General features: G+C 49.4%; 21 protein-coding genes. 11 read left to right on the top strand and 10 right to left on the bottom strand.

Going from position 1 to position 19,759, the window contains the following annotated elements; translation table 11 throughout:
- Positions 1-100 precede the first annotated feature (100 nt).
- On the top strand, positions 101-1,345 hold the full coding sequence (locus BLQ88_RS23125; RefSeq protein WP_090154912.1) for an MFS transporter: 1,245 nt from the start codon (positions 101-103) through the stop codon (positions 1,343-1,345).
- A gap of 12 nt (positions 1,346-1,357) precedes the next feature.
- Here the strand turns inward: BLQ88_RS23125 and BLQ88_RS23120 are convergent, their stop codons facing one another.
- From BLQ88_RS23120 to BLQ88_RS23100, 5 genes are all read right to left on the bottom strand, one after another.
- Positions 1,358-1,777 (bottom strand): type II toxin-antitoxin system VapC family toxin, encoded by a 420-nt coding sequence (locus tag BLQ88_RS23120; RefSeq protein WP_176885076.1) that lies wholly within the window; start codon positions 1,775-1,777, stop codon positions 1,358-1,360.
- The gene (locus BLQ88_RS23115; RefSeq protein ID WP_090154909.1) at positions 1,767-2,015 is read right to left on the bottom strand and encodes a DUF6364 family protein; all 249 of its coding nucleotides are present in this window, start codon (positions 2,013-2,015) and stop codon (positions 1,767-1,769) included. The genes BLQ88_RS23120 and BLQ88_RS23115 overlap by 11 nt, the downstream gene beginning before the upstream one ends.
- Before the next feature lie 42 nt (positions 2,016-2,057).
- The gene (locus BLQ88_RS23110) at positions 2,058-2,732 is read right to left on the bottom strand and encodes a peptidoglycan DD-metalloendopeptidase family protein (protein ID WP_090154907.1); all 675 of its coding nucleotides are present in this window, start codon (positions 2,730-2,732) and stop codon (positions 2,058-2,060) included.
- 60 nt (positions 2,733-2,792) lie between these two features.
- Positions 2,793-5,360, bottom strand: coding sequence for a zinc-dependent metalloprotease (locus BLQ88_RS23105; RefSeq protein WP_229212813.1), 2,568 nt, complete (start codon positions 5,358-5,360; stop codon positions 2,793-2,795).
- A gap of 63 nt (positions 5,361-5,423) precedes the next feature.
- On the bottom strand, positions 5,424-6,359 hold the full coding sequence (locus tag BLQ88_RS23100) for a Ppx/GppA phosphatase family protein (RefSeq protein WP_090154903.1): 936 nt from the start codon (positions 6,357-6,359) through the stop codon (positions 5,424-5,426).
- Between the two features lie 157 nt (positions 6,360-6,516).
- On the opposite strand from BLQ88_RS23100, the gene rpsU reads away from it, so the two are divergent.
- From rpsU to BLQ88_RS23070, 6 genes are all read left to right on the top strand, one after another.
- The gene (gene rpsU / locus BLQ88_RS23095; RefSeq protein WP_090154901.1) at positions 6,517-6,711 is read left to right on the top strand and encodes a 30S ribosomal protein S21; all 195 of its coding nucleotides are present in this window, start codon (positions 6,517-6,519) and stop codon (positions 6,709-6,711) included.
- A 106-nt stretch (positions 6,712-6,817) separates the two neighbouring features.
- Complete coding sequence (locus tag BLQ88_RS23090) at positions 6,818-7,690, top strand: phage lytic cycle repressor MrpR family protein (RefSeq protein ID WP_090154899.1); 873 nt, start codon at positions 6,818-6,820, stop codon at positions 7,688-7,690.
- 66 nt (positions 7,691-7,756) lie between these two features.
- Positions 7,757-10,339, top strand: coding sequence for a phosphoenolpyruvate carboxylase (locus BLQ88_RS23085; RefSeq protein ID WP_090154897.1), 2,583 nt, complete (start codon positions 7,757-7,759; stop codon positions 10,337-10,339).
- Between the two features lie 177 nt (positions 10,340-10,516).
- Complete coding sequence (locus tag BLQ88_RS23080; protein ID WP_015813381.1) at positions 10,517-10,951, top strand: MarR family winged helix-turn-helix transcriptional regulator; 435 nt, start codon at positions 10,517-10,519, stop codon at positions 10,949-10,951.
- Between the two features lie 227 nt (positions 10,952-11,178).
- Positions 11,179-11,916, top strand: a complete 738-nt coding sequence (locus BLQ88_RS23075) for an SIMPL domain-containing protein (RefSeq protein ID WP_090154895.1) — start codon at positions 11,179-11,181, stop codon at positions 11,914-11,916.
- Between the two features lie 163 nt (positions 11,917-12,079).
- Positions 12,080-12,409, top strand: a complete 330-nt coding sequence (locus BLQ88_RS23070; RefSeq protein ID WP_090154893.1) for a YtxH domain-containing protein — start codon at positions 12,080-12,082, stop codon at positions 12,407-12,409.
- A 56-nt stretch (positions 12,410-12,465) separates the two neighbouring features.
- Here BLQ88_RS23070 and nudK read toward each other — a convergent pair whose 3' ends face one another.
- The gene (gene nudK / locus BLQ88_RS23065) at positions 12,466-13,050 is read right to left on the bottom strand and encodes a GDP-mannose pyrophosphatase NudK (RefSeq protein ID WP_090154891.1); all 585 of its coding nucleotides are present in this window, start codon (positions 13,048-13,050) and stop codon (positions 12,466-12,468) included.
- Positions 13,051-13,184: 134 nt separating this feature from the next.
- On the opposite strand from nudK, the gene BLQ88_RS23060 reads away from it, so the two are divergent.
- Positions 13,185-13,691, top strand: a complete 507-nt coding sequence (locus BLQ88_RS23060; RefSeq protein ID WP_090154889.1) for a cupin domain-containing protein — start codon at positions 13,185-13,187, stop codon at positions 13,689-13,691.
- A gap of 55 nt (positions 13,692-13,746) precedes the next feature.
- Here BLQ88_RS23060 and ggt read toward each other — a convergent pair whose 3' ends face one another.
- Positions 13,747-15,513, bottom strand: a complete 1,767-nt coding sequence (gene ggt, locus BLQ88_RS23055; protein ID WP_090154887.1) for a gamma-glutamyltransferase — start codon at positions 15,511-15,513, stop codon at positions 13,747-13,749.
- A 124-nt stretch (positions 15,514-15,637) separates the two neighbouring features.
- On the opposite strand from ggt, the gene BLQ88_RS23050 reads away from it, so the two are divergent.
- Together BLQ88_RS23050 and BLQ88_RS23045 are read left to right on the top strand one after the other, a co-directional pair.
- Positions 15,638-16,882: an ABC transporter permease gene (locus BLQ88_RS23050; RefSeq protein ID WP_090154885.1), complete on the top strand. Its 1,245-nt coding sequence runs from the start codon at positions 15,638-15,640 to the stop codon at positions 16,880-16,882.
- Positions 16,883-16,949: 67 nt separating this feature from the next.
- Entirely contained in the window at positions 16,950-17,390 is a 441-nt protein-coding gene (locus BLQ88_RS23045; RefSeq protein WP_090154883.1) for a DUF8785 domain-containing protein, read from the top strand.
- A gap of 12 nt (positions 17,391-17,402) precedes the next feature.
- Here BLQ88_RS23045 and BLQ88_RS23040 read toward each other — a convergent pair whose 3' ends face one another.
- Entirely contained in the window at positions 17,403-17,735 is a 333-nt protein-coding gene (locus tag BLQ88_RS23040) for a translation initiation factor (RefSeq protein WP_090154882.1), read from the bottom strand.
- Between the two features lie 20 nt (positions 17,736-17,755).
- Positions 17,756-18,631 (bottom strand): diacylglycerol/lipid kinase family protein, encoded by an 876-nt coding sequence (locus BLQ88_RS23035; protein WP_090154880.1) that lies wholly within the window; start codon positions 18,629-18,631, stop codon positions 17,756-17,758.
- Between the two features lie 94 nt (positions 18,632-18,725).
- Between BLQ88_RS23035 and BLQ88_RS23030 the strand changes: the two genes are divergently transcribed.
- On the top strand, positions 18,726-19,160 hold the full coding sequence (locus BLQ88_RS23030; protein ID WP_090155131.1) for a YybH family protein: 435 nt from the start codon (positions 18,726-18,728) through the stop codon (positions 19,158-19,160).
- 54 nt (positions 19,161-19,214) lie between these two features.
- Here BLQ88_RS23030 and BLQ88_RS23025 read toward each other — a convergent pair whose 3' ends face one another.
- A complete protein-coding gene (locus BLQ88_RS23025; RefSeq protein WP_090154878.1) occupies positions 19,215-19,691 on the bottom strand; it encodes a lipocalin-like domain-containing protein in 477 nt (158 codons plus the stop codon).
- Between the last annotated feature and the right edge of the window lie 68 nt (positions 19,692-19,759).

Raw genomic sequence — 19,759 nt, 5'->3', positions numbered from 1 at the left:
ATTTGGTTCCCGGCCATTATCCGGCCGGGAATCGATACCTTTGTCATTCTTTTTAAGGCCCCGACTTCCCTAAAATGAAGTTGGGGATATTTGAATGCCTATGAAAAGTTTTGACCAGAGTTCCGCAGCCGATTCCTCCGCTGCGACCGCCACAGATACGGCCTCAGTTTCCGCCTCCCAGACCGTATTTCCAATCCTTCTGGCGCTGAGTTTCTCCCACTTGCTGAACGACACGATGCAGTCCCTTATCCCGTCGATTTACCCGATGGTGAAGGAATCGTTCCATTTGAGCTTTTCGCAGATCGGGCTCATTACATTTACATTCCAGGTGAGCGCGTCGGTATTTCAGCCGCTTGTAGGCTCATATACGGATAAACGACCGCAGCCTTATGCATTGGCCGTCGGCATGTGTTTTACATTGCTGGGGCTTATTTCACTGTCAATGGCCAACAGCTTTCACATTGTACTGCTTTCCGTGGGCCTTATCGGTATCGGTTCGGCGGTATTTCACCCCGAAGCCTCACGCGTGGCGCGTATGGCATCCGGGGGCAAGCATGGGATGGCGCAATCGCTGTTCCAGGTCGGTGGTAATGCAGGCAGCTCGCTCGGGCCGTTGCTGGCGGCATTGATATTGCTGCCTTATGGCCGCTTCCAGGTGATCTGGTTTTCATTGGTAGCATTGCTCGCGATCATTATCCTTTCGTGGGTAGGCGGCTGGTACAAGCAGAATTTGAGTACGGTTGTCAAAAAGGCGACCAGCGCTGTGAAACAGGAATCAACTTTGTCGAAATCCAAAGTGGTGGTTTCCATTAGCATTCTGCTCCTGCTCATTTTCTCGAAATACATTTACATGGCCAGCATTTCGAGCTATTTTACTTTTTATCTGATCGATAAATTCGGCGTTTCCATTCAAAGCTCGCAGATTTACCTGTTTGCGTTCCTTTTCGCAGTAGCGGCTGGGACGTTCATCGGCGGGCCGGTAGGGGACCGGATCGGTCGTAAATATGTGATCTGGATATCGATCCTCGGTGCGGCGCCATTTGCGTTGCTGCTGCCTTATGTCGATCTGTTCTGGACGGGTGTATTGAGCTGCATTATCGGCCTGATCCTGTCGTCCGCATTCTCTGCGATCCTCGTGTACGCGCAGGAGCTCATCCCGGGCAAAGTAGGAATGATCGCCGGTCTGTTCTTCGGTTTCGCATTCGGTATCGCCGGCATTGGCTCGGCAATCCTCGGAACGCTGGCAGACAAGACCAGTATTGAATATGTATTCTGGATTTGCTCGTTCCTGCCTTTGATTGGCTTACTGACAGGGTTTTTGCCTAATTTGGAGAAGCGGAATTGAGAAGTTTTGGCGTCAGCTAAAAAGTTTCAGGAATTCGGAGACATTACGCACCGGTAAAACGGTAAATGCCTGTTCCTGAAACTTCCTATCCCTGCTGATGAAAAAATCCATTCTATGGTGAATAGCGGTATAATATTGCAACGCATCTTCAATATCGTCTATTTGAGAGGTGAGCGCAACGTTTACGATCTCATGGTTTGCGTCTATAATCCTTACATCCGAAAGAAATAGCAACAGCAAATCTTTGGATTTTGCGCTTCCATAAGACTTTGTTAACCAGTAGCTTACTATATGCAGGATAGAGGCAGAAATGAAAGCTGTAATTTTCTTTTCCACTACCAAAACCATAACCTTTCGGACGTCTTCATAATCCTTTCTCTTCAAAAGAAAATCTAGTACAATATTGGCGTCCAGAAGAACATTAGTGGCCATATTTTTCGTCGCGGGCTTCGTAATATCCTTTCTTAAGGTCATCATCACTGCCAATGCCGGAAGGCGTTTTCATGCGATCCATCACTTCCAGAATATTTTCCTTGCGCCCTTCCGACGAGGCAATGCTCCTGAGGTGTTCCTCAATGATTTGAGATACACTGATCTGCCGCGCCGCCGCGTAACTCTTGATATAACTCAGGACCGTGTCCTCGATCGTTATGTTTAAGCGAGTTTTCATACTATGAATGTGCGCATAAATTTTGAGATATGCGCATTGTTTTCATGCGTTTATTCTCAAAATCCATTCAGGATCAGGACATAAATCCAAGTAATAATCGCTATCCGTAGCATTGCAAACACCCGGGAAATCGCCCGTGTGATTTCCCATATCACGTATTATCTGAAAATGCAGATGCGGCGGCCAGTCGCCATTTTCGGGGTAGGGGCCGATGGAAGCGAAATGCTCGCCTGCATTGATGTTCTTACCTTCCCACAGGCCTTCGAGCGAGCTGAGCGATAGATGCCCGTAAAGCGTGAAGAAAGTTGTTCCGGCTAGCTCGTGTGAGAGGATAATGGTCGGGCCGTAATCTCCGTAATGGTCATTGAATGCAAAACTATGAACGGTCGCGTCGAGCGGGGCGTAGAGCGGCGTTCCGGCGTCCGTCCAGATGTCGATACCGAGGTGAATGCTGCGGGGCTTTTCGGTGTCGGCAGTGAAATGCTTGCGGTGCCTGTAAATGACCCTGTCCTCGCCGTACCCGCCAAATCCATTGAATTTATTTTCAGAAAGCATTTCTCCGAAAACATAATCCGAAAAATCAACGGTTTCCGACAAATCACGCGTCAGCAAATCGGTATTGGCTGCTGTAAAATCCAGCTTGCGGTAAGGTTTGCCATTTTCCACGATAGCGCAAAATCCAGGATGGCGGCGAAGCAGTTCGGCGAGTTCTGACATTTTCCAAAGGTTAAAAACAAATCAGGCAAGCCGTTTCCGACCTGCCTGATTCAATTTACATTATTTCGGATCGAGCGCCTGCTTGATCCTCTGTGATACATCCTGCAAATGGTAGCGCGTGTTCTTGTCGGCGCTTTTCGCGATAGCCGCATTCACGGTCGTTTTCAGACTTTCCAGATGCGCCCGGGCAATCGACGGCAAATCGGTTTTTTCGAGCTCTACCGAACGCGTCGAGAAGCCGTAAGTAATGCCCACCGGAATCGACTGTACATTAGCCCGGCCGGGCTTCAACAGCGAAATCAACTTTTCGGCATACACTTTTTGAAGATTTCTGCGGTACAGGTCAATCGGCTTTCCGGCTTTCGCTTCCGACCATATGCCGACTTCGAGATCCGTAAAAAGATCGTCCAGCGTGTAATTTTTGGTAGAAACACCTGTTTCCATGAGCCTCACCGCGCGGTCACCTGCGAAAAGTGCTGTTAATGCATAGTCCTGCAATGCTTTCACGGCTTCCATACCGGTTTCTGGTTTCACTTTATTGAGGATATTCTGGTCCAAAAGCCAGATTGGCGTTTTGAAAAGCTGTGCATTCAGGAAGTCGATGGCCTCTTTCTGGGTTGCTTTTGGAACGGGGGTAAAAGTCGGGCCTTCCATGTCGTAGGTAGTAGGCGTATCGTAAATACCACCCACATTCTTGATCACGTGACCCAGGTAGCGGCGGTATTGCGTCACCACATTGCCGTAGATTTCATCGAGCTCCTTGTAGCTCTCGCCGTCTTCCTTGCTCCATTCGATGAGGTTCGGAAGAATGCGTTTGAGGTTTTTAATACCATATTCCGAGGCTTTCATGGCATTGTCGCTCAAATCTTCGGTCTGGTAACGCGGGTCGTAAGGGCTGATTTCCGTTCCGAAATGCAGCCGGTTGTCTTTGTAAGCCTCTTTGGTCAGATCGTTCAGGACCAGTTTTTCAGCTTTCGCGTCCTTGTCGGGGAAATTGCTGTAACCCCATTGAATGGCCCATTTGTCATAATCCCCGATGCGCGGGAAAAGGTTGGTAATGCCGTCCTCGGGCTGCGCCACGTAATTGAAACGTGCATAATCCATGATGGAAGACGTATGCCCGTGCTCCTCTACCCAGGCTTTGTCGCGCAGCTTTTCAACCGGCGTGGCCGAGCTGGCGCCCATATTATGACGCAAACCGAGCGTATGACCGATCTCGTGTGACGACACGAAACGAACGAGCTGCCCCATCAATTCATCATCAAATTTCTTGGTGCGCGCCTTCGGATCCACAGCCGCCGCCTGGATAATGTACCAGTTTCGGAGCAGGCGCATTACATTATGGTACCAGCCAATGTGGCTTTCGAGTATCTCGCCACTGCGCGGGTCGTGCACGTTAGGTCCGTAAGCATTCTGAATGTCGGCCGCGAAATAGCGGATCACCGAGTAGCGCGCGTCTTCAAGACTCATAGTAGTGTCGCCTTCCGGCCAGTATTCCCCGCGGATCGCGTTTTTCCAGCCTGCTTTTTCAAATGCAACCTGCCAGTCGTCCACGCCGGCTTTCAGGTATTTGCGCCATTTTTCAGGTGTAGCCGGGTCGATGTAGTAAACGATCGGCTTTTTGGGCTCGATCAGCTCGCCGTTTTGCTGCTTCTTCGCATCCTCTGCATTTTTAGGTTCAAGGCGCCATCTCACGGCAAATACTTCGTTGTCCGAACGCTGCGATTCTTCGCCGAATGTGGCATATTGGTTCGCGAAATAACCCACCCGGCTATCGAAAAAGCGTTTTTTCATCGGCGATTTCGGTAGCAATATCAGTGAGGAGTTCATTTCAAATGTAACAACGCCCGCATCCAGACCAGACGGCAAATACTGGCCAATCGAAGGCACCGGGGTGGGTGTCAGCATTTGCGGCGTCACATTGAAGGTCTTGATCGTCCGGATTTCGGTATTGATCGGGTAGCTACTGATTTTGGAGATAAACGATGCCTCTCTCTTGAATGCGGCAAGTTTCAAAAGCTGTTTGCTTACAGAACTCAATGAGAACACCTGGTTATCCGAGTTGAAAAATTCAGTAACATCGATCACCGAGGTCTTTGCTGGCTCCTTTTTCACCGCTTTAATATCGAAAACACCAATAATAGGGTCCGAATTGGAATTTTTGACGGCCTGGAAAATGGGTTTCGTACTATCCGGGCTCGTCACGACCATCGTTACCGAGCGCAGCAGCAGGTTATTGTCCATTCCCCTTTCCCAGCGGATCATCTGGCGGTTCACTTCTTCGCCCCCGAAAATCCCGCCGCCCGCCGCGGTTTTGGAATAGCGGGTTACAGCCATGATATCACGGTTCAAAAGCGAGTCGGCGATTTCGAAATACCACTTATCATCCACTTTATGGACGGAAATCATGCCCTTCTGGCTGACGGCATTGGTACTGTCGATGAGGTCTTTGAATGCTTTCGGGCCTTTCTTCTTTTCGTCTTTCAGCTTGTCTTTGACGGCTGATGCCACCGCATCGACTGCCTTTTCAATTTTGACGTCTTCCTGTTTGTCTTTCTTTTTCTTTCGTTGCGCGTGCGCGTCGTGCATATACACGCATGCCAGCGCCGCGAGGAGAAGGTAACGCATTAATCTCATAGAGTTGGTTTTTGGATAAAGTATAAAGGTGTAAGTAAATGAGCTTTTAGGAGGTTAACGGGCCATCAATTCGGCCAGCACGCCCTCTTTAAGGGCATATTTGGAAACCTGGATTTGCCGGATACCGTGCGTTTTGAGCACATAATCGATGAGACACACAGCTACGACGATCATGTCCACACGCAGCTCGATCATTCCCGGGATCGCCATGCGTTCGTCGTGGTTGCCGGAAAGGATGAGGGCGTAGGCGCGGTAAAATTCTTCCAGAGTTATGTCAAAATCGGTTTCCGGTGCCGGCGGCCAGCTGCCGGTGCGGTAATGAAAGTCGATATCGACGAGCGTATCGAATGTTCCCGAGGACCCTACCAGCTTTTCAGGGGCATATTGATGCACCGCATTGGCAAGCGGGATCAGGTTTTCGTCGAAGTGATTGTAAAGCGCCCGGCGGTCGGCTTGCGAAAGCGGGTCGTTCCGCATGAATTTTTCCATCAGCCGCTGTCCGCCGATCTCGAAACTTTGTTTCCAGAAAATTTGCGAGCGGTTGCCGATGATGAATTCCACGCTTCCGCCACCAATGTCCATGATCAGGGAAGGGCCATCACCAATGTCGGCGCCGTGGCGGACGCCTTTATATATGTACTCTGCCTCGCGGTTACCGTCGATCACCGTCACTTCGATATTCGTTTTTTCCAGGATCTCGGAACAGAACTCGTGCCGGTTTTCCGCATTACGCACCGCACTGGTACCGAATGCGAACGTCTTTTCGGGCATTACTTCGAAAGAATCGAGCTTTTCGCGGAAGTAGGAGAGGACGGCGAGCGCGCGGTCCTGTGCTTCGGGCGTGATAATGCGTTTGTTGATACCCCCGAGGCCGATCCTGGCAGGCCTGCTTTCGTGGAAAACGGTCTTAAAATGAGGGCCGTTTGCTTCCGCGATCAGCAGGTGAAAAGTGTTGGTGCCTAAATCAATTATTCCCAGTCTGGAACTCATATCGGGCTGTTTATGCTGTTAATGACTAGTGTTTCAATGCAATGGATACAAAAATAAACGAATTTTAACGACTTATTTCTTGATTTTCTGTTGGATATAGTTTTTCTTTGCAGTCCGATTTCAGAAACCAATTCAAAGAACATTAGAAATTATAAGCATGCTTATTATTAACATTAAAGACAACGAATCGATCGACCGCGCTCTTAAGCGTTACAAGAAGAAATTTGAAAGAACGGGTACAATGCGTCAGCTTCGTGCGCGTACGGCTTTCGAAAAACCATCTGTTAAGCGTCGTTTCGAAGTTTTGCGTGCCGTTTACAAAGAGAAGACTTACGGTCATTTAGAAGACTAGTTCTTAACGGAATGGTTCTCTGAAAGACTTCTATAGGATTATTGTATCCATATCATACGAGAGGAGCTGTCTTGAATAAGACGGCTCCTTTTTGTATGTTCGGACTATGATAACGCCGTTTCTGGAATTCCTTCAATTCGAAAAGCGCGCCAGTGCGCACACGATCAAATCGTACCAGACTGATCTCGAACAGTTTCAGAAATACCTCCTTTTTCAATACGAATGCGCCGAACCCGAAACGGCGAAAGCGCCGATGCTGCGGTCGTGGGTGGTTAGTATGATGGAAGAAGGACTTAATCCATCATCCATTAACCGGAAAATTGCTGCGCTTCGCACTTTTTACGGGTATTTGAGAAAGAAAAAACACATTGACGCCGATCCGACGAAAATCCTGTCGGCTTTGAAAACGCGCAAAAAGCTGCCGGCATTCGTGGAAGAGAAATCCATGGAAATGCTTTTCGAAGAGGGGACATTCACCGAAGATTTCGAAGGGCTGCGTGATCAGGTCATTATGGAGCTGCTCTACGGCAGCGGTATCCGCCTTTCGGAGCTGGTGGAACTGGAATTGAAGGATTTGAATTTGCCTGCACGCACTATCCGCGTATTCGGAAAGCGATCGAAAGAGCGGATCGTGCCGGTTTCCAGTTCGTTGGTACAATTACTTCAAAAATATATCGAACAGCGTGCGCCGGAGGAGAATACGGATATTTTACTGTTAACCGATTCAAACAAACCCATTTACCCGGTATTCGTGCAACGGAAGGTGAAACAATATCTTTCGGCTGTCACCACGCTTGCGCAGAAGAGTCCGCACGTGCTCAGGCATACGTATGCGACGCATTTGCTCAACCGCGGTGCGGACCTGAATGCGATCAAGGAATTGCTGGGCCACGCCAACCTGGCCGCTACACAGATTTACACCCATAACTCCATTGAAAAGCTTAAAAAATCGCATCAACAAGCGCATCCCAAAGCCTGAAACCCATTTTTTAAGGTTATATTTGCCTTCAGTGCAAATTTCAAAATATAATTTCGTCACTCCATTATGAATAATAGTTTCCAGGACGCAGTTGTAACGAAGTATAATATTTTTAATAGCCTGTTTCTGAGTTTACCCTACCGCGGTATCTTCCAAACAGGCTCCCTGCTTCCGATACTGACTCAGCAAAGTGAGATTGGCTTTCAGGAAGGCAAATCTCCTAAAGAAATCATCGAGCACTTTTTTTCAGAGCTCCTGGAAACGGCTACTCCCAAGGAACGTGCGGACTTGCTTTTTGCATTTATCCAATATATCGAACGCCAGGTGGTGCTTTTCGATTCGGTGGAAGATGCCGCATTCGATGAGACGCACGACCTGACGGGCAAAGGCTCGGTAACTTACCTGACGGAACGCCTGGAAAATGACGAACTGAAAAAGAAATTGCTCGCGAAGCTGGAAGATTTCAGCGTGCGCATTGTCCTCACCGCCCACCCGACCCAGTTTTACTCTGGCAAGGTGCTAGGGATCATCAACGACCTCGAAGACGCGATCAAGCTGAACGATTTCGCGGAGGTTAACCAGCTGTTGCTGCAACTCGGCAAGACGGCCTTCATTAACCACGAGAAACCAACTCCTTTCGACGAGGCGGTGAGCTTGTGCTGGTTCCTCGAAAATGTATATTACGACGCCATCCCGTCCATTCTGGAAAAACTCATTAATGGCCTGGGAATGAGCGTGCACGACTGGCCTTACCCGAATGTGTTCCGTCTGGGCTTCTGGCCGGGCGGCGACCGCGACGGTAACCCGTTTGTGAACCCTGAAATTACATTGAAAGTGGCGGCACGCTTGCGTGAGACGTTGCTCCGCGGGTACTACCGTGATATTCGCCAATTGAAACGCCGCCTTACATTCAAGGGTGTCGACGATGCGGTTTCATTGGCTGAGAAGAAAATGAACAGTACCATTTTCGGGCCGTTCGAAGAAGGTTACGAGAATGCACAGGAACTGATCGACGAGTTGCTTGCTGCACGGGAAGTGCTGGTGAATAAGCACCAGGGTTTGTTCGTGGAACTGCTCGATAATTTTATATTGAAACTCAACCTGTTCGGGTTCTTCTTCGCAAGCCTCGACGTCCGCCAGGACAGCCGCAAACACGGCAAGGCGTGGGAGGATATTCTGAAAAGACTCGAAAAGAAAATACCCCTGTTGAAATACAGCGATTACGAGAGCTGGGACGAGGCGAAAAAGATCGATTTGCTGCTCTCTCTCAACATTCCGCTTCGTGACGAGGATTACGAAGACGAGCTGACGAAAGACATTCTAGGGTCTATCCGGGCTATCAAAACCATTCAGGAAAGCAACGGTGAAAAAGGTGCGCACCGGTATGTGATCAGCAACAATACTTCCGCGTTGAATGTAATGCAGGTGGTATCACTGGCTAAAAACCTGATTGCGGACGAAGAAGGCAAGCTGGCGCTCGACGTCGTGCCACTTTTTGAAACCGTGGATGACCTTGCCAATGCGCCGGACATTATGCGGACGCTTTATGAAAATGAGTTTTACCGCAATCACCTCACCAACCGTGAAAATCACCAGACGATCATGGTGGGCTTCTCAGATGGTACCAAAGATGGCGGTTACCTGCGTGCCAACTGGTCTATTTATCGCGCTAAGGAGGAATTGACCAAGGTTTCGCGTGAATTCGGCATTAAAGTCACCTTCTTCGACGGCCGCGGGGGACCTCCGGCACGTGGGGGTGGCAACAACCATAATTTCTATTCGTCGCTTGGGAAGGATATCGAGGATAAGGAAATTCAGCTAACTGTTCAGGGACAGACTATTAGCTCTAATTATGGCACGGTTACTACTGCCATGTATAACCTGGAAAGGCTATTTACCGCCGGTCTTGAAAATCATCTTTTCAAAGGCCACCGCGAAGACGAACTGACCGATGCCGACAAGGACCTGATCGAGGAAATGGCTGAAATCGCCTACAACTCGTACCTCGACCTGAAAAACCACCCGATGTTTGTCAAATACCTCGATAAGAAGACGCCATTGCGTTTTTACGGGCAAACCAACATCGGAAGCCGTCCTACCAAGCGCGGTAACGACGACGAAGGCTTGAAGTTTGAAGACCTGCGCGCGATCCCGTTCGTAGGCTCGTGGGCGCAGATGAAACAGAATGTGCCGGGCTTCTACGGTTTCGGAACCGCCATTCGCGAGTTGGCGAAGCAAAACAAGGTCGAAGAGATCAAAAAGCTTTACCAGAAATCGCTTTTCTTCCGTACGCTGATCGAAAATTCGATGCAGTCGCTTTCCAAGGCATTTTTCCCTGCTACCAAATACCTCCGCGAGGAAGCGGACTATACGGCATTCTGGGATAAAATGTACGACGAGTTCCTGCTCACGCGCGAGCTCCTGCTCGAAGTATCGAACCAGAAAGAACTGCTCGACAGCAACAACGTCACCAAGGTTTCAATCAAAACCCGCGAACGCATCGTATTGCCGCTGATCACCATCCAGCAATACGCATTACAAATGCTCGCTGCCGATCCGAAAGATTTGCCAGTGGATGTGGAAACTTATAACCAGCTGATTATCCGGGCGATGTTCGGGATTATCAATGCGGCGCGGAATTCGGCGTAAGGGATATTCTTTTGAAATAGCAAGGGGTTGGATGCACAATGTGTCCAACCCTTTTTTCTGAATTCACTACAAGTAAGCTCCAAACTTTTTCCCACAACTATTAGTAGACGAATTGTTGCGAAGACTTATATTTGGTAATACTCAATCCATCTCGAAACCTCTACTTACTTCCACATCATGACACATCAGTCGGATCATCGTGCCTATTTTTTTAAGATAGATACGACTATCAAAAAGATTCGTAATGCGCTGCAAAAGCAGCTGACTGAGGCGGGTTTTGACCTGACGGTCGACCAATGGGTGCTTATCGACCATATTTTCAGGAAACAGGGCATCAGCCAGAACGAACTGGCGGAAATGACTTTTAAGGATCCTCCGACGGTGACGAGGATTATCGATTTGCTGGAAAAGAAAGGCCTCGTAGAGCGCGGGCCTGCCGCGGGCGACCGTCGTAAATTCAATTTGTTCCTGACCAAAAACGGGGAGGCCATTTACAACCAGGCATTCCCGATCGTAGCCGACATTCGTCGCAAGGGCTGGGGTAGTCTGAGCGACTCCGATTATCAACATTTCGTGCGGATAATGGACTCTATTTACCAAAATTTTACCTGATCTGACAAAATTTTTACTAAGCTATTAAGTGGAAGAATGACAGCTTTTTAAGTCGCTCTTCCACTTTTTTTGTGTAAAAACACTTGCCTGACGGAGCATTTGAACGAGCATACGGTTAAACCTTTCACCCCCTTTTTGTATCTAAACCATAGAATGGTTCGCAAACCAAGAGGTTTGAAAGGGCCGTTCCGGTTTATATCAGTTTCATTTTTATCCATTGTTAAGCCATGAAAAAGTATTTTTTGCTCGGCGCTCTGATCACTTCATCACTTGTTACTCCTGCGTTTTCACAAGTCAAAACAGAACAATTATTTCAGGTACCGAATATAGAAGTGGCGGGCTTCGCCGAAATGGAGGTTGTGCCCGATGAAATTTATTTCAGCATTTCACTCCGCGAGTATTTCCAGGATGAGAAAAACCAGAAAGACAAAGTCAATATTTCGGCGCTCGAAAAGCAGCTGATCAAGGCGGTAGCGGACGCAGGTTTGCCGAAGGAAGCATTGTCGATCAGTGGGGTGGGAGGTTACCAGAACTATAATTATGTGGACAAAAAGAAAAAGCCCGCCACATTCCTGGAAGCCAAGCAGTATGAGCTGAAAGTGGCTAGTGCTGAAAAATTGGATGGTATTCTGTCGAAGGTTGAAAGTCGTGGCGTGCAGTATGCGAACATCGCCCGCGTTGACCATTCCAAACGGGAGGAATTCAAAAAGCAGGTGAAAATCGATGCATTGAAAGCTGCCAAAGTGAAGGCGGAATACCTGGTGGCTTCTTTGGACCAAAAGCTGGGCAAGGTGCTAGAAATCAAGGAGCTGGATGAAAACCTGTATTTCCCGCAGCCGGTATTTGCGAAAGCCAATGTGCGCGCATTTGCGGCCGAAGCTGCTGACACTGTTCAGGATAGCGACGTGCAGTACCAGAAAATCAAAATCAGTTACCGTATGCAGGCTGCATTTGAAATCAAATAGGCCATTTTGCGTATCAACTTCTCTTTCAGGTGCCCGGCGACTAGTTTGCCGGGCACAATTTTTTTCCGGTGTCACGCATCCGGATTTGTCAGTCCGTTCCTTTGTTGGAAGTATTAGTTTCTTTAAATTGAATATTCATTCTCGAACTAAGTAACTGGAAATCATGAGCATTAACGCAAAACACCTGGCCACATTCATTTTGGGCGCCGCCGCGGGAGTGGCTGCACACAAATACCTTCAAACCGAGGAAGGGGAGAAGCTTCTGGAAGACCTCAAAACAAAGGCTAACAATTTGAAATCCGAAGCGGAAGGGGCCATCGATAAAGCTCCTGAGTATTTCGAAGAACTTAAAACGAAGGGTGCCGAGACCCTGAAAGGCAATTTTCCGGACGCAGAAGCCTTTTTCAAGGACCTGTTCGACAAGTTTAAGGGTACCAAGGGCGCGGCTTCTACTGAAACAGATATCACGCCCACGCCGGACCCTATTTCTTAGTAACACCACATATGGATGCCGGAGAATGTGTTAATGCGTGTTCTCCGGCATTTTTATTATCCGACGAGTCCGTTAATCTGTGCATATTGAACGAGCATAATGGTTTTGGCGTCGTTAATCCCGCCGTTGGCTACCATTTGCACGGCTTCATTAAAGGGGATTTCCATTACTTCGATATTCTCCTGCTCTGTGGCACAGCCTCCGCCGTCGCTCACTTTCATGTCGTCGGAATATTCGGCTACGAAGAAATAGAGGATTTCGGTCACAGAGCCGGGCGACATATAGGCCTGAAATATCTTTTTCACCGAACTTACTTTGTAACCCGTCTCTTCTTCGGTTTCGCGCTTGATGCATTCTTCGGGATTGTCTTTGTCGAGCAGCCCGGCGCAGGCTTCGATCATCATGCCGGTGTCATTGCCGTTCGTGTAGGTAGGCAGGCGGAATTGCCTCGTCAGCACCACAGTTTGTTTTTCCTTATTATAAAGTAAAATCACCGCGCCATTCCCGCGGTCGTACGCCTCACGCGCCTGGCGCTCCCATGAGCCGTCGGCACGCTGGTAATCGAATGTGTATTTGCGGAGCGTGTACCAGTTGTTGGAAAGCACTTCTTCGGAGGCAATATTAACGCGCGGATTAGCCATTGATTAATAGTGATTATTTATGATTAATAATGATCAAAATTAATCAAAACTTTTCTGCTGGCAAAAAAGAATGAGCCAATGGTGGATATTTAGTGATCCGGGTTACTTTGCGGTTGTATCTCAACCGACGTTCCATGAAACCTGTATCTTACTGGATTGAAAAGTACAACCTCCTGCCGCACCCGGAAGGTGGCTACTATGCCGAAACTTATCGGGCTGCCGAAGCCATTCCGCATGAGGCATTACCTGCGCGGTTCAAAGGAGACAGGGCATTCTCGACAGGCATTTATTTCCTGCTCGAATCGCATAACTTCTCCGCATTCCACCGCATTCAGGCGGATGAAATGTGGCATTTCTATGCCGGGGAGCCATTAGAAGTATTTGTAATAGATGAAAAAACCGGCGAACTGAGCGTCATCCGACTCGGTAACAATCCGGATAATGGCGAAACATTCCAGGCCGTAGTGCCGGCTGGTGCGTGGTTTGGCTCGCGTCCGGCACACGGGAGCACGTATGCGCTGGTTGGCTGCACAGTGGCGCCCGGGTTCGACTTTGCGGATTTTGAAATGGCCCAACGCGAGCCATTATCACAACTTTATCCGCAACATTCGGAGCTGATCTCCCAACTGACTTATTGCTGATCAAGGTATTCCCGCGTGTGGCGCCTGTATGCGGGAGTAGTTTTTGGAATACAAACTAGTAGCCAATGCTGGTATCATCGCCGCGTGGATCGGAACCGCCTTCGAGGGTGCCATCGGGCAGGACCAGAATGCAATCCATCCGGCCGATGGAGTTGCGCTGCTGTTCGAGGATATAGCCTTTATCCTGCAACTTTTGAATAGCCTCGGCGGGGAATGCATTGGCTTCGAAAGTGGTTTTATCGGGCAGCCATTGGTGGTGGAACTTCAATGCATTCACGGCCTGCTGCATGGTCATTCCGTGTTCCAGCACATTCAGGATGGTTTGGTAAACCGAGGTAATGATGGTAGAACCGCCTGGCGTACCGACTACCATCAGCAATTTTCCGTCTTTCTCGATGATCGTCGGCGTCATGGACGATAGCATTCGTTTGCCCGGTGCAATCGCATTGGCTTTGTTGCCGATCAGTCCGTACATATTCGGCGCGCCGGCTTTGATACTGAAATCATCCATTTCATTATTCATGAAAAAGCCCCCGCCCTTCACGACCACGCGACTGCCGTAGCCGCCATTCAACGTGGTAGTTACGGATACCGCATTGCCTTCTTTATCTACCACTGAAAAATGCGTGGTTTCGAGACTTTCGTAGCCCGGTAGCTCGCCGCCATGGATGTTTTTGCTGTCGGTGGCCTTGTCCCAGGTGAAATCGCTCCAACGTTTTTGCAAATAATCTTTACTGATTAGATCGCTTACCGGCACTTTCACAAAATCGGGGTCACCGAGGAATTTGGCCCGATCGGCGTACACGCGGCGTTCGGCCTCGATCATCACCTGAATGGTGGAATCGCTGTGCCAGCCCCATTTGCGCAATGGATGCTGTTCGGTGAGGCGCATGAGTTGCAGCAAAGCCACGCCGCCGCTCGAAGGAGGCGCCATTGTTATTACTTTGTAACCCTTGTAGCCCTCGGTAATGGTTTCACGCCATTGCGCGTGGTAGTCGGCCAGGTCTTGTTTAGTGATAATGCCTTCGCCGTTGCGGTTAATGTCCTTCACGAGCTGTTTAGCCACCTTACCGGCATAAAAGCCTTCCCTGCCTTTCTTTTGAATGCGTTTCAATACTTTGCTCAAATCCTTCTGGACCAGCAGATCGCCGGCCGCCCAATTTTTGCCGGTCGGGTTCAGAAAATATGCCGATCCCGGATTCACAGCCAGCAAATCACTCTTGATCGAATTGAGGCTTCTCGCTTCGCGCTCGGTGAGTACCACGCCATTCCTGGCGATGTCGACAGCGGGTTGCAATACCCGTTTCCAGCTCAGTTTACCATATTTTGCATGTGCCTGCACCATGCCGTCCACAGAGCCCGGTACGCCGGATGCAAGGCGGCCCAGGGTGCTCGCGTCGGGAATAATGTTGCCGTCCTTATCGAGGTACATATCGGCATGGCCTTTTCCGGGTGCTTTTTCGCGAAAATCGATGCTGTAACTTTTGCCTTCTTTATCCCGTAAAACCAGAAATCCGCCGCCGCCGATATTGCCTGCCGAAGGATGCACGACAGCCAATGCAAATTGCACCGCTACCGCAGCGTCCACCGCATTACCGCCCGCTTTCAGAATATCCACGCCCACCGCCGACGCCACCGGGTGCGCCGTAGCCACCATCCCGTTCTGCCCGATGACGCCCTTTCGGTCACTGAAAAACGGTTTCTGATTGGGATCGTCGGAGAGGAATTGGTAGAAACCGGTGGATTCCTGTAAGGGTTTCTGGGCGTAAGAAATGCCGGATAGCGTGCCGGCAAGCAGCATTAGCGTAAAGCGTAATTTCATATAGGAGTGTCAGGTTAATGTTGTAATTTATTAAATCGAGCCCTTTTTCTTACCTTTTATACCAATTTATTTCGGTGCATTGGGGCGATGCGCTAACTTTTGAACTCAAATTGTCCGTAACGTCATGATGAAGTTTTTACGACAGGTCTGGGAGAGTTTCCGGTTCGCCTGGGGAGCGCTCAAAACCAATGTTACCCGCACAATCCTATCGCTGCTGGGCGTTACGGTGGGCATATTCGCCATAGTGGCCGTGTTTACCATCGTGGATTCGCTCGAAAAAAGCATCCGCGACAGCCTGAGCTTTATCGGCGACAAAGTGATTTATGTACAAAAATGGCCCTGGGGCTTCGGTGGCGAGTACCAATGGTGGAAATACTTCCAGTGGCCGGAACCCAACTATTCCGAATACAAGTACCTCTACGATAACCTGGAAAGCGCCAGTGCGGTGGCGGTAATGGATTTCAGGGGCAATACCATGCTCAAAAACGGTTCCAACAGCATTAATGCACTCATCCAGGGCGTTTCCTTCGAATACAATCTGATTTCCGATATTCCCGTCCAGAACGGCCGCTACTTCATCCCGCTCGAAACCAACAACGCCCGGAATGTGGCGATCGTCGGCGCGGACATTGCCGAATCGCTTTTCCCAGGGCAGGACCCCGTCGGGAAGCCGTTCAAGCTGTCGGGACATAAGTTTACGATCATCGGCGTGCGGGAGAAAAAAGGGGAAAGCCTGGTCGATTTCGGCGGTAGCCCCGATAAAATCTGCCTTATCCCTTTTGCTTCATTTTCCAAGCTGTTTCAATCCGGCCGACGGAATGCGGACATTGTGGTGAAAGGCTTTCCTGACGATGTGGGTATGAAAGAGGTGGAGGCCGAGATCGTAGGATTAATGCGTACCAAGCGCGGTATCAAGCCCCGCGACGGAAACAACTTCTCCCTGAACCGGCCCGAAGCAGCTGCGGTCGCGATCTCCGGGTTGTTCGCGGTATTGACGGTTGCGGGTTGGGTCATCGGCAGCTTTTCGATCCTCGTGGGAGGTTTCGGCATTGCCAATATCATGTTCGTTTCGGTAAAAGAAAGGACCAACCTGATCGGTATCCAGAAATCGCTGGGCGCCAAAAACTATTCGATATTGTTCCAATTCCTTTTTGAAGCGGTTATGCTGAGCCTTGTGGGCGGATTGGTAGGCATATTTTTAGTATACCTGCTTTCATTCCTGAAACTCGGTTCGCTGGAAATCCTGCTGCTGCCGCGCAATGTGCTTCTGGGGCTGGGCGTATCAAGCATTATCGGGGTGCTTTCGGGGATTGTGCCCGCAATGCTCGCCGCGCGGATGGATCCGGTGATCGCGATCAGGGCAAAATAATAACTAGGAAAAATCAAACTGTTTTGCGAAGTTCGCTTCCATCACCAAACTAAACTAATCGGGTATTATGCGTAAATGGGTCATTTTCGCCGTATTTCTGGCTATCGTATTCGGAATACTATATTATATCACTTTTGGATATTACAGTGAAGGAAAGCGGGGAGGATATGTGACACGGCTCAGTAACCGGGGCTATTTGTTCAAAACCTATGAAGGCGAACTGCGCATGGGTGGCCTGTTTGAAGGTGACGGGACGATGAATTCCTCACAATGGGTATTTTCGGTGAGCGGCAAAAACAAAGATGCTATTTCAAAACTCGAAGAAGCGATTAAAAACGGCCACCGGGTTTCGCTGACTTACGAAGAAAAGTTTTTCAAACTGCCGTGGAATGGCGATACGAAGTTTTTTGTGACGGATGTGGAAGTGCTCGGGCCATCGCAGCAGAAATTGCCTCCGCCATCTTCGGTACCCGCACCGACGGAAATCGATACTACCAAAACATTATAATGCAAGCCGGAGCTATCCTCCGGCTTTTTTGGCTTTATAGCTCTTGCTCGTGAGCCAGGTAATGACCTTGTCGCGATGGTCGCCCTGGATCTGGACTTCGCCGTCTTTCACCGTTCCGCCGCTGCCGCAAAGGCCTTTCAGCTGTTTGCCGAGCGTTTCCAGGTCTGCATTTGTACCAATAAATCCTTTCACAACGGTAATCACCTTGCCGCCGCCTTTGCGGTCGAGCCAGATGCGTAAATCCTGCTGCTGCGGTGCCAGGGTTTCGGCTTCGTCGTCCTGGTCGTTATATTCAAACTCCGGGTTGGTGGAATACACAATGCCCGAGCGGTTTTTCTTTGACATATTTCAAATGTTAAGGGGAATCACAGGATCACATTCAGGCTATCCGGTTTGATTTTCACTTCAATGCGCATCGTATCCAGTTGCAGCGGCTCGCCGTCGTAATGGATCATCGGCGGCGCATCGGTTTCCACGACAGCCTCCGTGGCCCGCTCGTAATGGATGTAGGTCGATTGCTTCAACTGCTTGGTAAACAGTCCATAAGCAAGCGCTGTGCCATACCACTGCGGGAACGGGCTGATCGTACACACATCGAGCAAGCCGTCTTGCAAATTCGCCTGCGGGGCTACCCACGCATTGTTGCCAAACTGCCCCGCATTGGCAAATGAAAGCGAGAAAGCCTGCGTTTCGACGCCATTGAGCCGGAAAGTCTGCGGTTTATACGACCAATATGCCTTGAACGACACATTCAAATAGGTAGCCAGCCCGCGCGCTTTTTGCTGGCTGAACAAATGCCCCACGTAAGCATCGAAACCCATTCCTGCGGTGCAGAAGAAAGGTATACCATTCAATTCCGCGCTGTCGATCGTCGAGGGTTTGCCTTCAAACAGGCGTTTCAGGGATGCATCCAATGTAAGCGGAAGGCCCAGGTGGCGAGCTAGGCCATTTCCGGAGCCGAGGGGCAGGATTCCAATCGGAATATCGGTTCCGACAAGTGGTTTGGCGATTTCATTCACAGTACCGTCGCCGCCCACAGCCACAATCGCCTTCCATTTTTCCGCGTGCATATGCTCGCGTACGAGCTCGGTTGCGTGTGCGCGCTCCTCCGTGAAGAGGATTTGGGCGGTACCGGCATTCTTTTTCGCCGCGGCATGGATCCGGTCCTGTACCACCGCACTGTTTTTGCCGATCGAAGTGCCCGAGTTGGGATTCAGTATAAATAAATAGGGATGGGTCACTGTTTATGATATTTCGGCAATGCGCCTTTCGGGGGCGCCGATCTTTCCGTTATATTTAGAATCGTCTATCGCATTACAAAAATCCATAAAAAATATGAGAAACTGGCTTTTTACCCTTATTCTGATCGGCATGGGACTCGCGGCGGAGGCACAATCGGCCGCCGACAAAGACGAGGTCCTCGGCATCCTGAAACGCCAGGAGGCGGATTGGAACAGAGGGGATATCCGATCGTTCATGAACGGCTACTGGGAATCCGATTCGTTGATGTTTGTCGGAAAGGCAGGCATTACCTATGGTTACAAGCCTACTTATGAAGGTTATCTCAAACGTTACCCCGACCGCGCGACGATGGGTACATTGAAATTCACATTCCTGAACTTCTCATTTCCCGGCCAAGATGTGGCGTTCGTAGTTGGAAAATTCCATTTAACCCGACCTGAAAAAGGCGATCTGGAAGGGCATTACACGCTTTTGTTCAGAAAGATTAAAGGGAAGTGGTTGATCGTTTGCGATCACACGAGCGGGTAACGAAAAAAGCCGGACTGTGAAGCCCGGCTTTTTTGTTTATGATACTTTGAAATACTAGACTTTCTTGAATTTCAACACGACATCGATGGCTGGTGAGCCTGGGATAACCGCAGCATCGTCCACAGAAATTTGCAGGTCCGAGCCATTTAGCGTGTACTTGAACGTTTTGGATGCATTGTTTTTATCCTTCAAAGTAAGATTGCCATCCTTTACTTCCCATGTTGCTCCATCGATGGGGATCACGGAGTTGATCAATGTCACGGCAGTAGGGCAATCGGCAGTTCCGATGGTATTATCTGCCTTAAAAGTCAATTTTAAGCTATAAATACATGAGACGAGCGCCGCAGGGTCCACGGGCAAGGTAGATCCTGGTGCCGCGGCAACGGCAGTCAGTTGCCATGTAGCTGCGATCGGATCATTGTTTACCGGTGGTGTTGGTTCATCGTCATCATCCTTACAAGCAAAAACGACAGAAAGGATCATGAACATGGCCAGCAAGGAGGCTTTGCTGAGGGCATAGGTTTTTTTCATAGTTGAGAACTTAAAATGTTAAGATCAATAGAGTTTGATTCGCGTTAGTTTTAACGTCCAAACTTAGT

This window comes from Dyadobacter soli (assembly GCF_900101885.1).
Taxonomy (GTDB): Bacteria; Bacteroidota; Bacteroidia; order Cytophagales; family Spirosomataceae; genus Dyadobacter; species Dyadobacter soli.
The sequence above is the reverse complement of the archived record's forward strand: the minus strand, read 5'-3'. Positions and strand labels throughout refer to the sequence as shown.

Coding starts and splice junctions, on each gene's coding strand:
- BLQ88_RS23070 (WP_090154893.1), top strand. CDS start 12,080: ATGAGCATTAACGCAAAACACCTGGCCACATTCATTTTGGGCGCCGCC.
- BLQ88_RS23080 (WP_015813381.1), top strand. CDS start 10,517: ATGACACATCAGTCGGATCATCGTGCCTATTTTTTTAAGATAGATACG.
- BLQ88_RS23030 (WP_090155131.1), top strand. CDS start 18,726: ATGAGAAACTGGCTTTTTACCCTTATTCTGATCGGCATGGGACTCGCG.
- BLQ88_RS23115 (WP_090154909.1), bottom strand. CDS start 2,015: ATGAAAACTCGCTTAAACATAACGATCGAGGACACGGTCCTGAGTTAT.
- BLQ88_RS23050 (WP_090154885.1), top strand. CDS start 15,638: ATGATGAAGTTTTTACGACAGGTCTGGGAGAGTTTCCGGTTCGCCTGG.
- BLQ88_RS23085 (WP_090154897.1), top strand. CDS start 7,757: ATGAATAATAGTTTCCAGGACGCAGTTGTAACGAAGTATAATATTTTT.
- nudK (WP_090154891.1), bottom strand. CDS start 13,050: ATGGCTAATCCGCGCGTTAATATTGCCTCCGAAGAAGTGCTTTCCAAC.
- BLQ88_RS23060 (WP_090154889.1), top strand. CDS start 13,185: ATGAAACCTGTATCTTACTGGATTGAAAAGTACAACCTCCTGCCGCAC.
- BLQ88_RS23120 (WP_176885076.1), bottom strand. CDS start 1,777: ATGGCCACTAATGTTCTTCTGGACGCCAATATTGTACTAGATTTTCTT.
- BLQ88_RS23110 (WP_090154907.1), bottom strand. CDS start 2,732: ATGTCAGAACTCGCCGAACTGCTTCGCCGCCATCCTGGATTTTGCGCT.
- BLQ88_RS23040 (WP_090154882.1), bottom strand. CDS start 17,735: ATGTCAAAGAAAAACCGCTCGGGCATTGTGTATTCCACCAACCCGGAG.
- BLQ88_RS23105 (WP_229212813.1), bottom strand. CDS start 5,360: ATGCGTTACCTTCTCCTCGCGGCGCTGGCATGCGTGTATATGCACGAC.
- BLQ88_RS23100 (WP_090154903.1), bottom strand. CDS start 6,359: ATGAGTTCCAGACTGGGAATAATTGATTTAGGCACCAACACTTTTCAC.
- BLQ88_RS23125 (WP_090154912.1), top strand. CDS start 101: ATGAAAAGTTTTGACCAGAGTTCCGCAGCCGATTCCTCCGCTGCGACC.
- BLQ88_RS23025 (WP_090154878.1), bottom strand. CDS start 19,691: ATGAAAAAAACCTATGCCCTCAGCAAAGCCTCCTTGCTGGCCATGTTC.
- ggt (WP_090154887.1), bottom strand. CDS start 15,513: ATGAAATTACGCTTTACGCTAATGCTGCTTGCCGGCACGCTATCCGGC.
- BLQ88_RS23090 (WP_090154899.1), top strand. CDS start 6,818: ATGATAACGCCGTTTCTGGAATTCCTTCAATTCGAAAAGCGCGCCAGT.
- BLQ88_RS23045 (WP_090154883.1), top strand. CDS start 16,950: ATGCGTAAATGGGTCATTTTCGCCGTATTTCTGGCTATCGTATTCGGA.
- BLQ88_RS23075 (WP_090154895.1), top strand. CDS start 11,179: ATGAAAAAGTATTTTTTGCTCGGCGCTCTGATCACTTCATCACTTGTT.
- rpsU (WP_090154901.1), top strand. CDS start 6,517: ATGCTTATTATTAACATTAAAGACAACGAATCGATCGACCGCGCTCTT.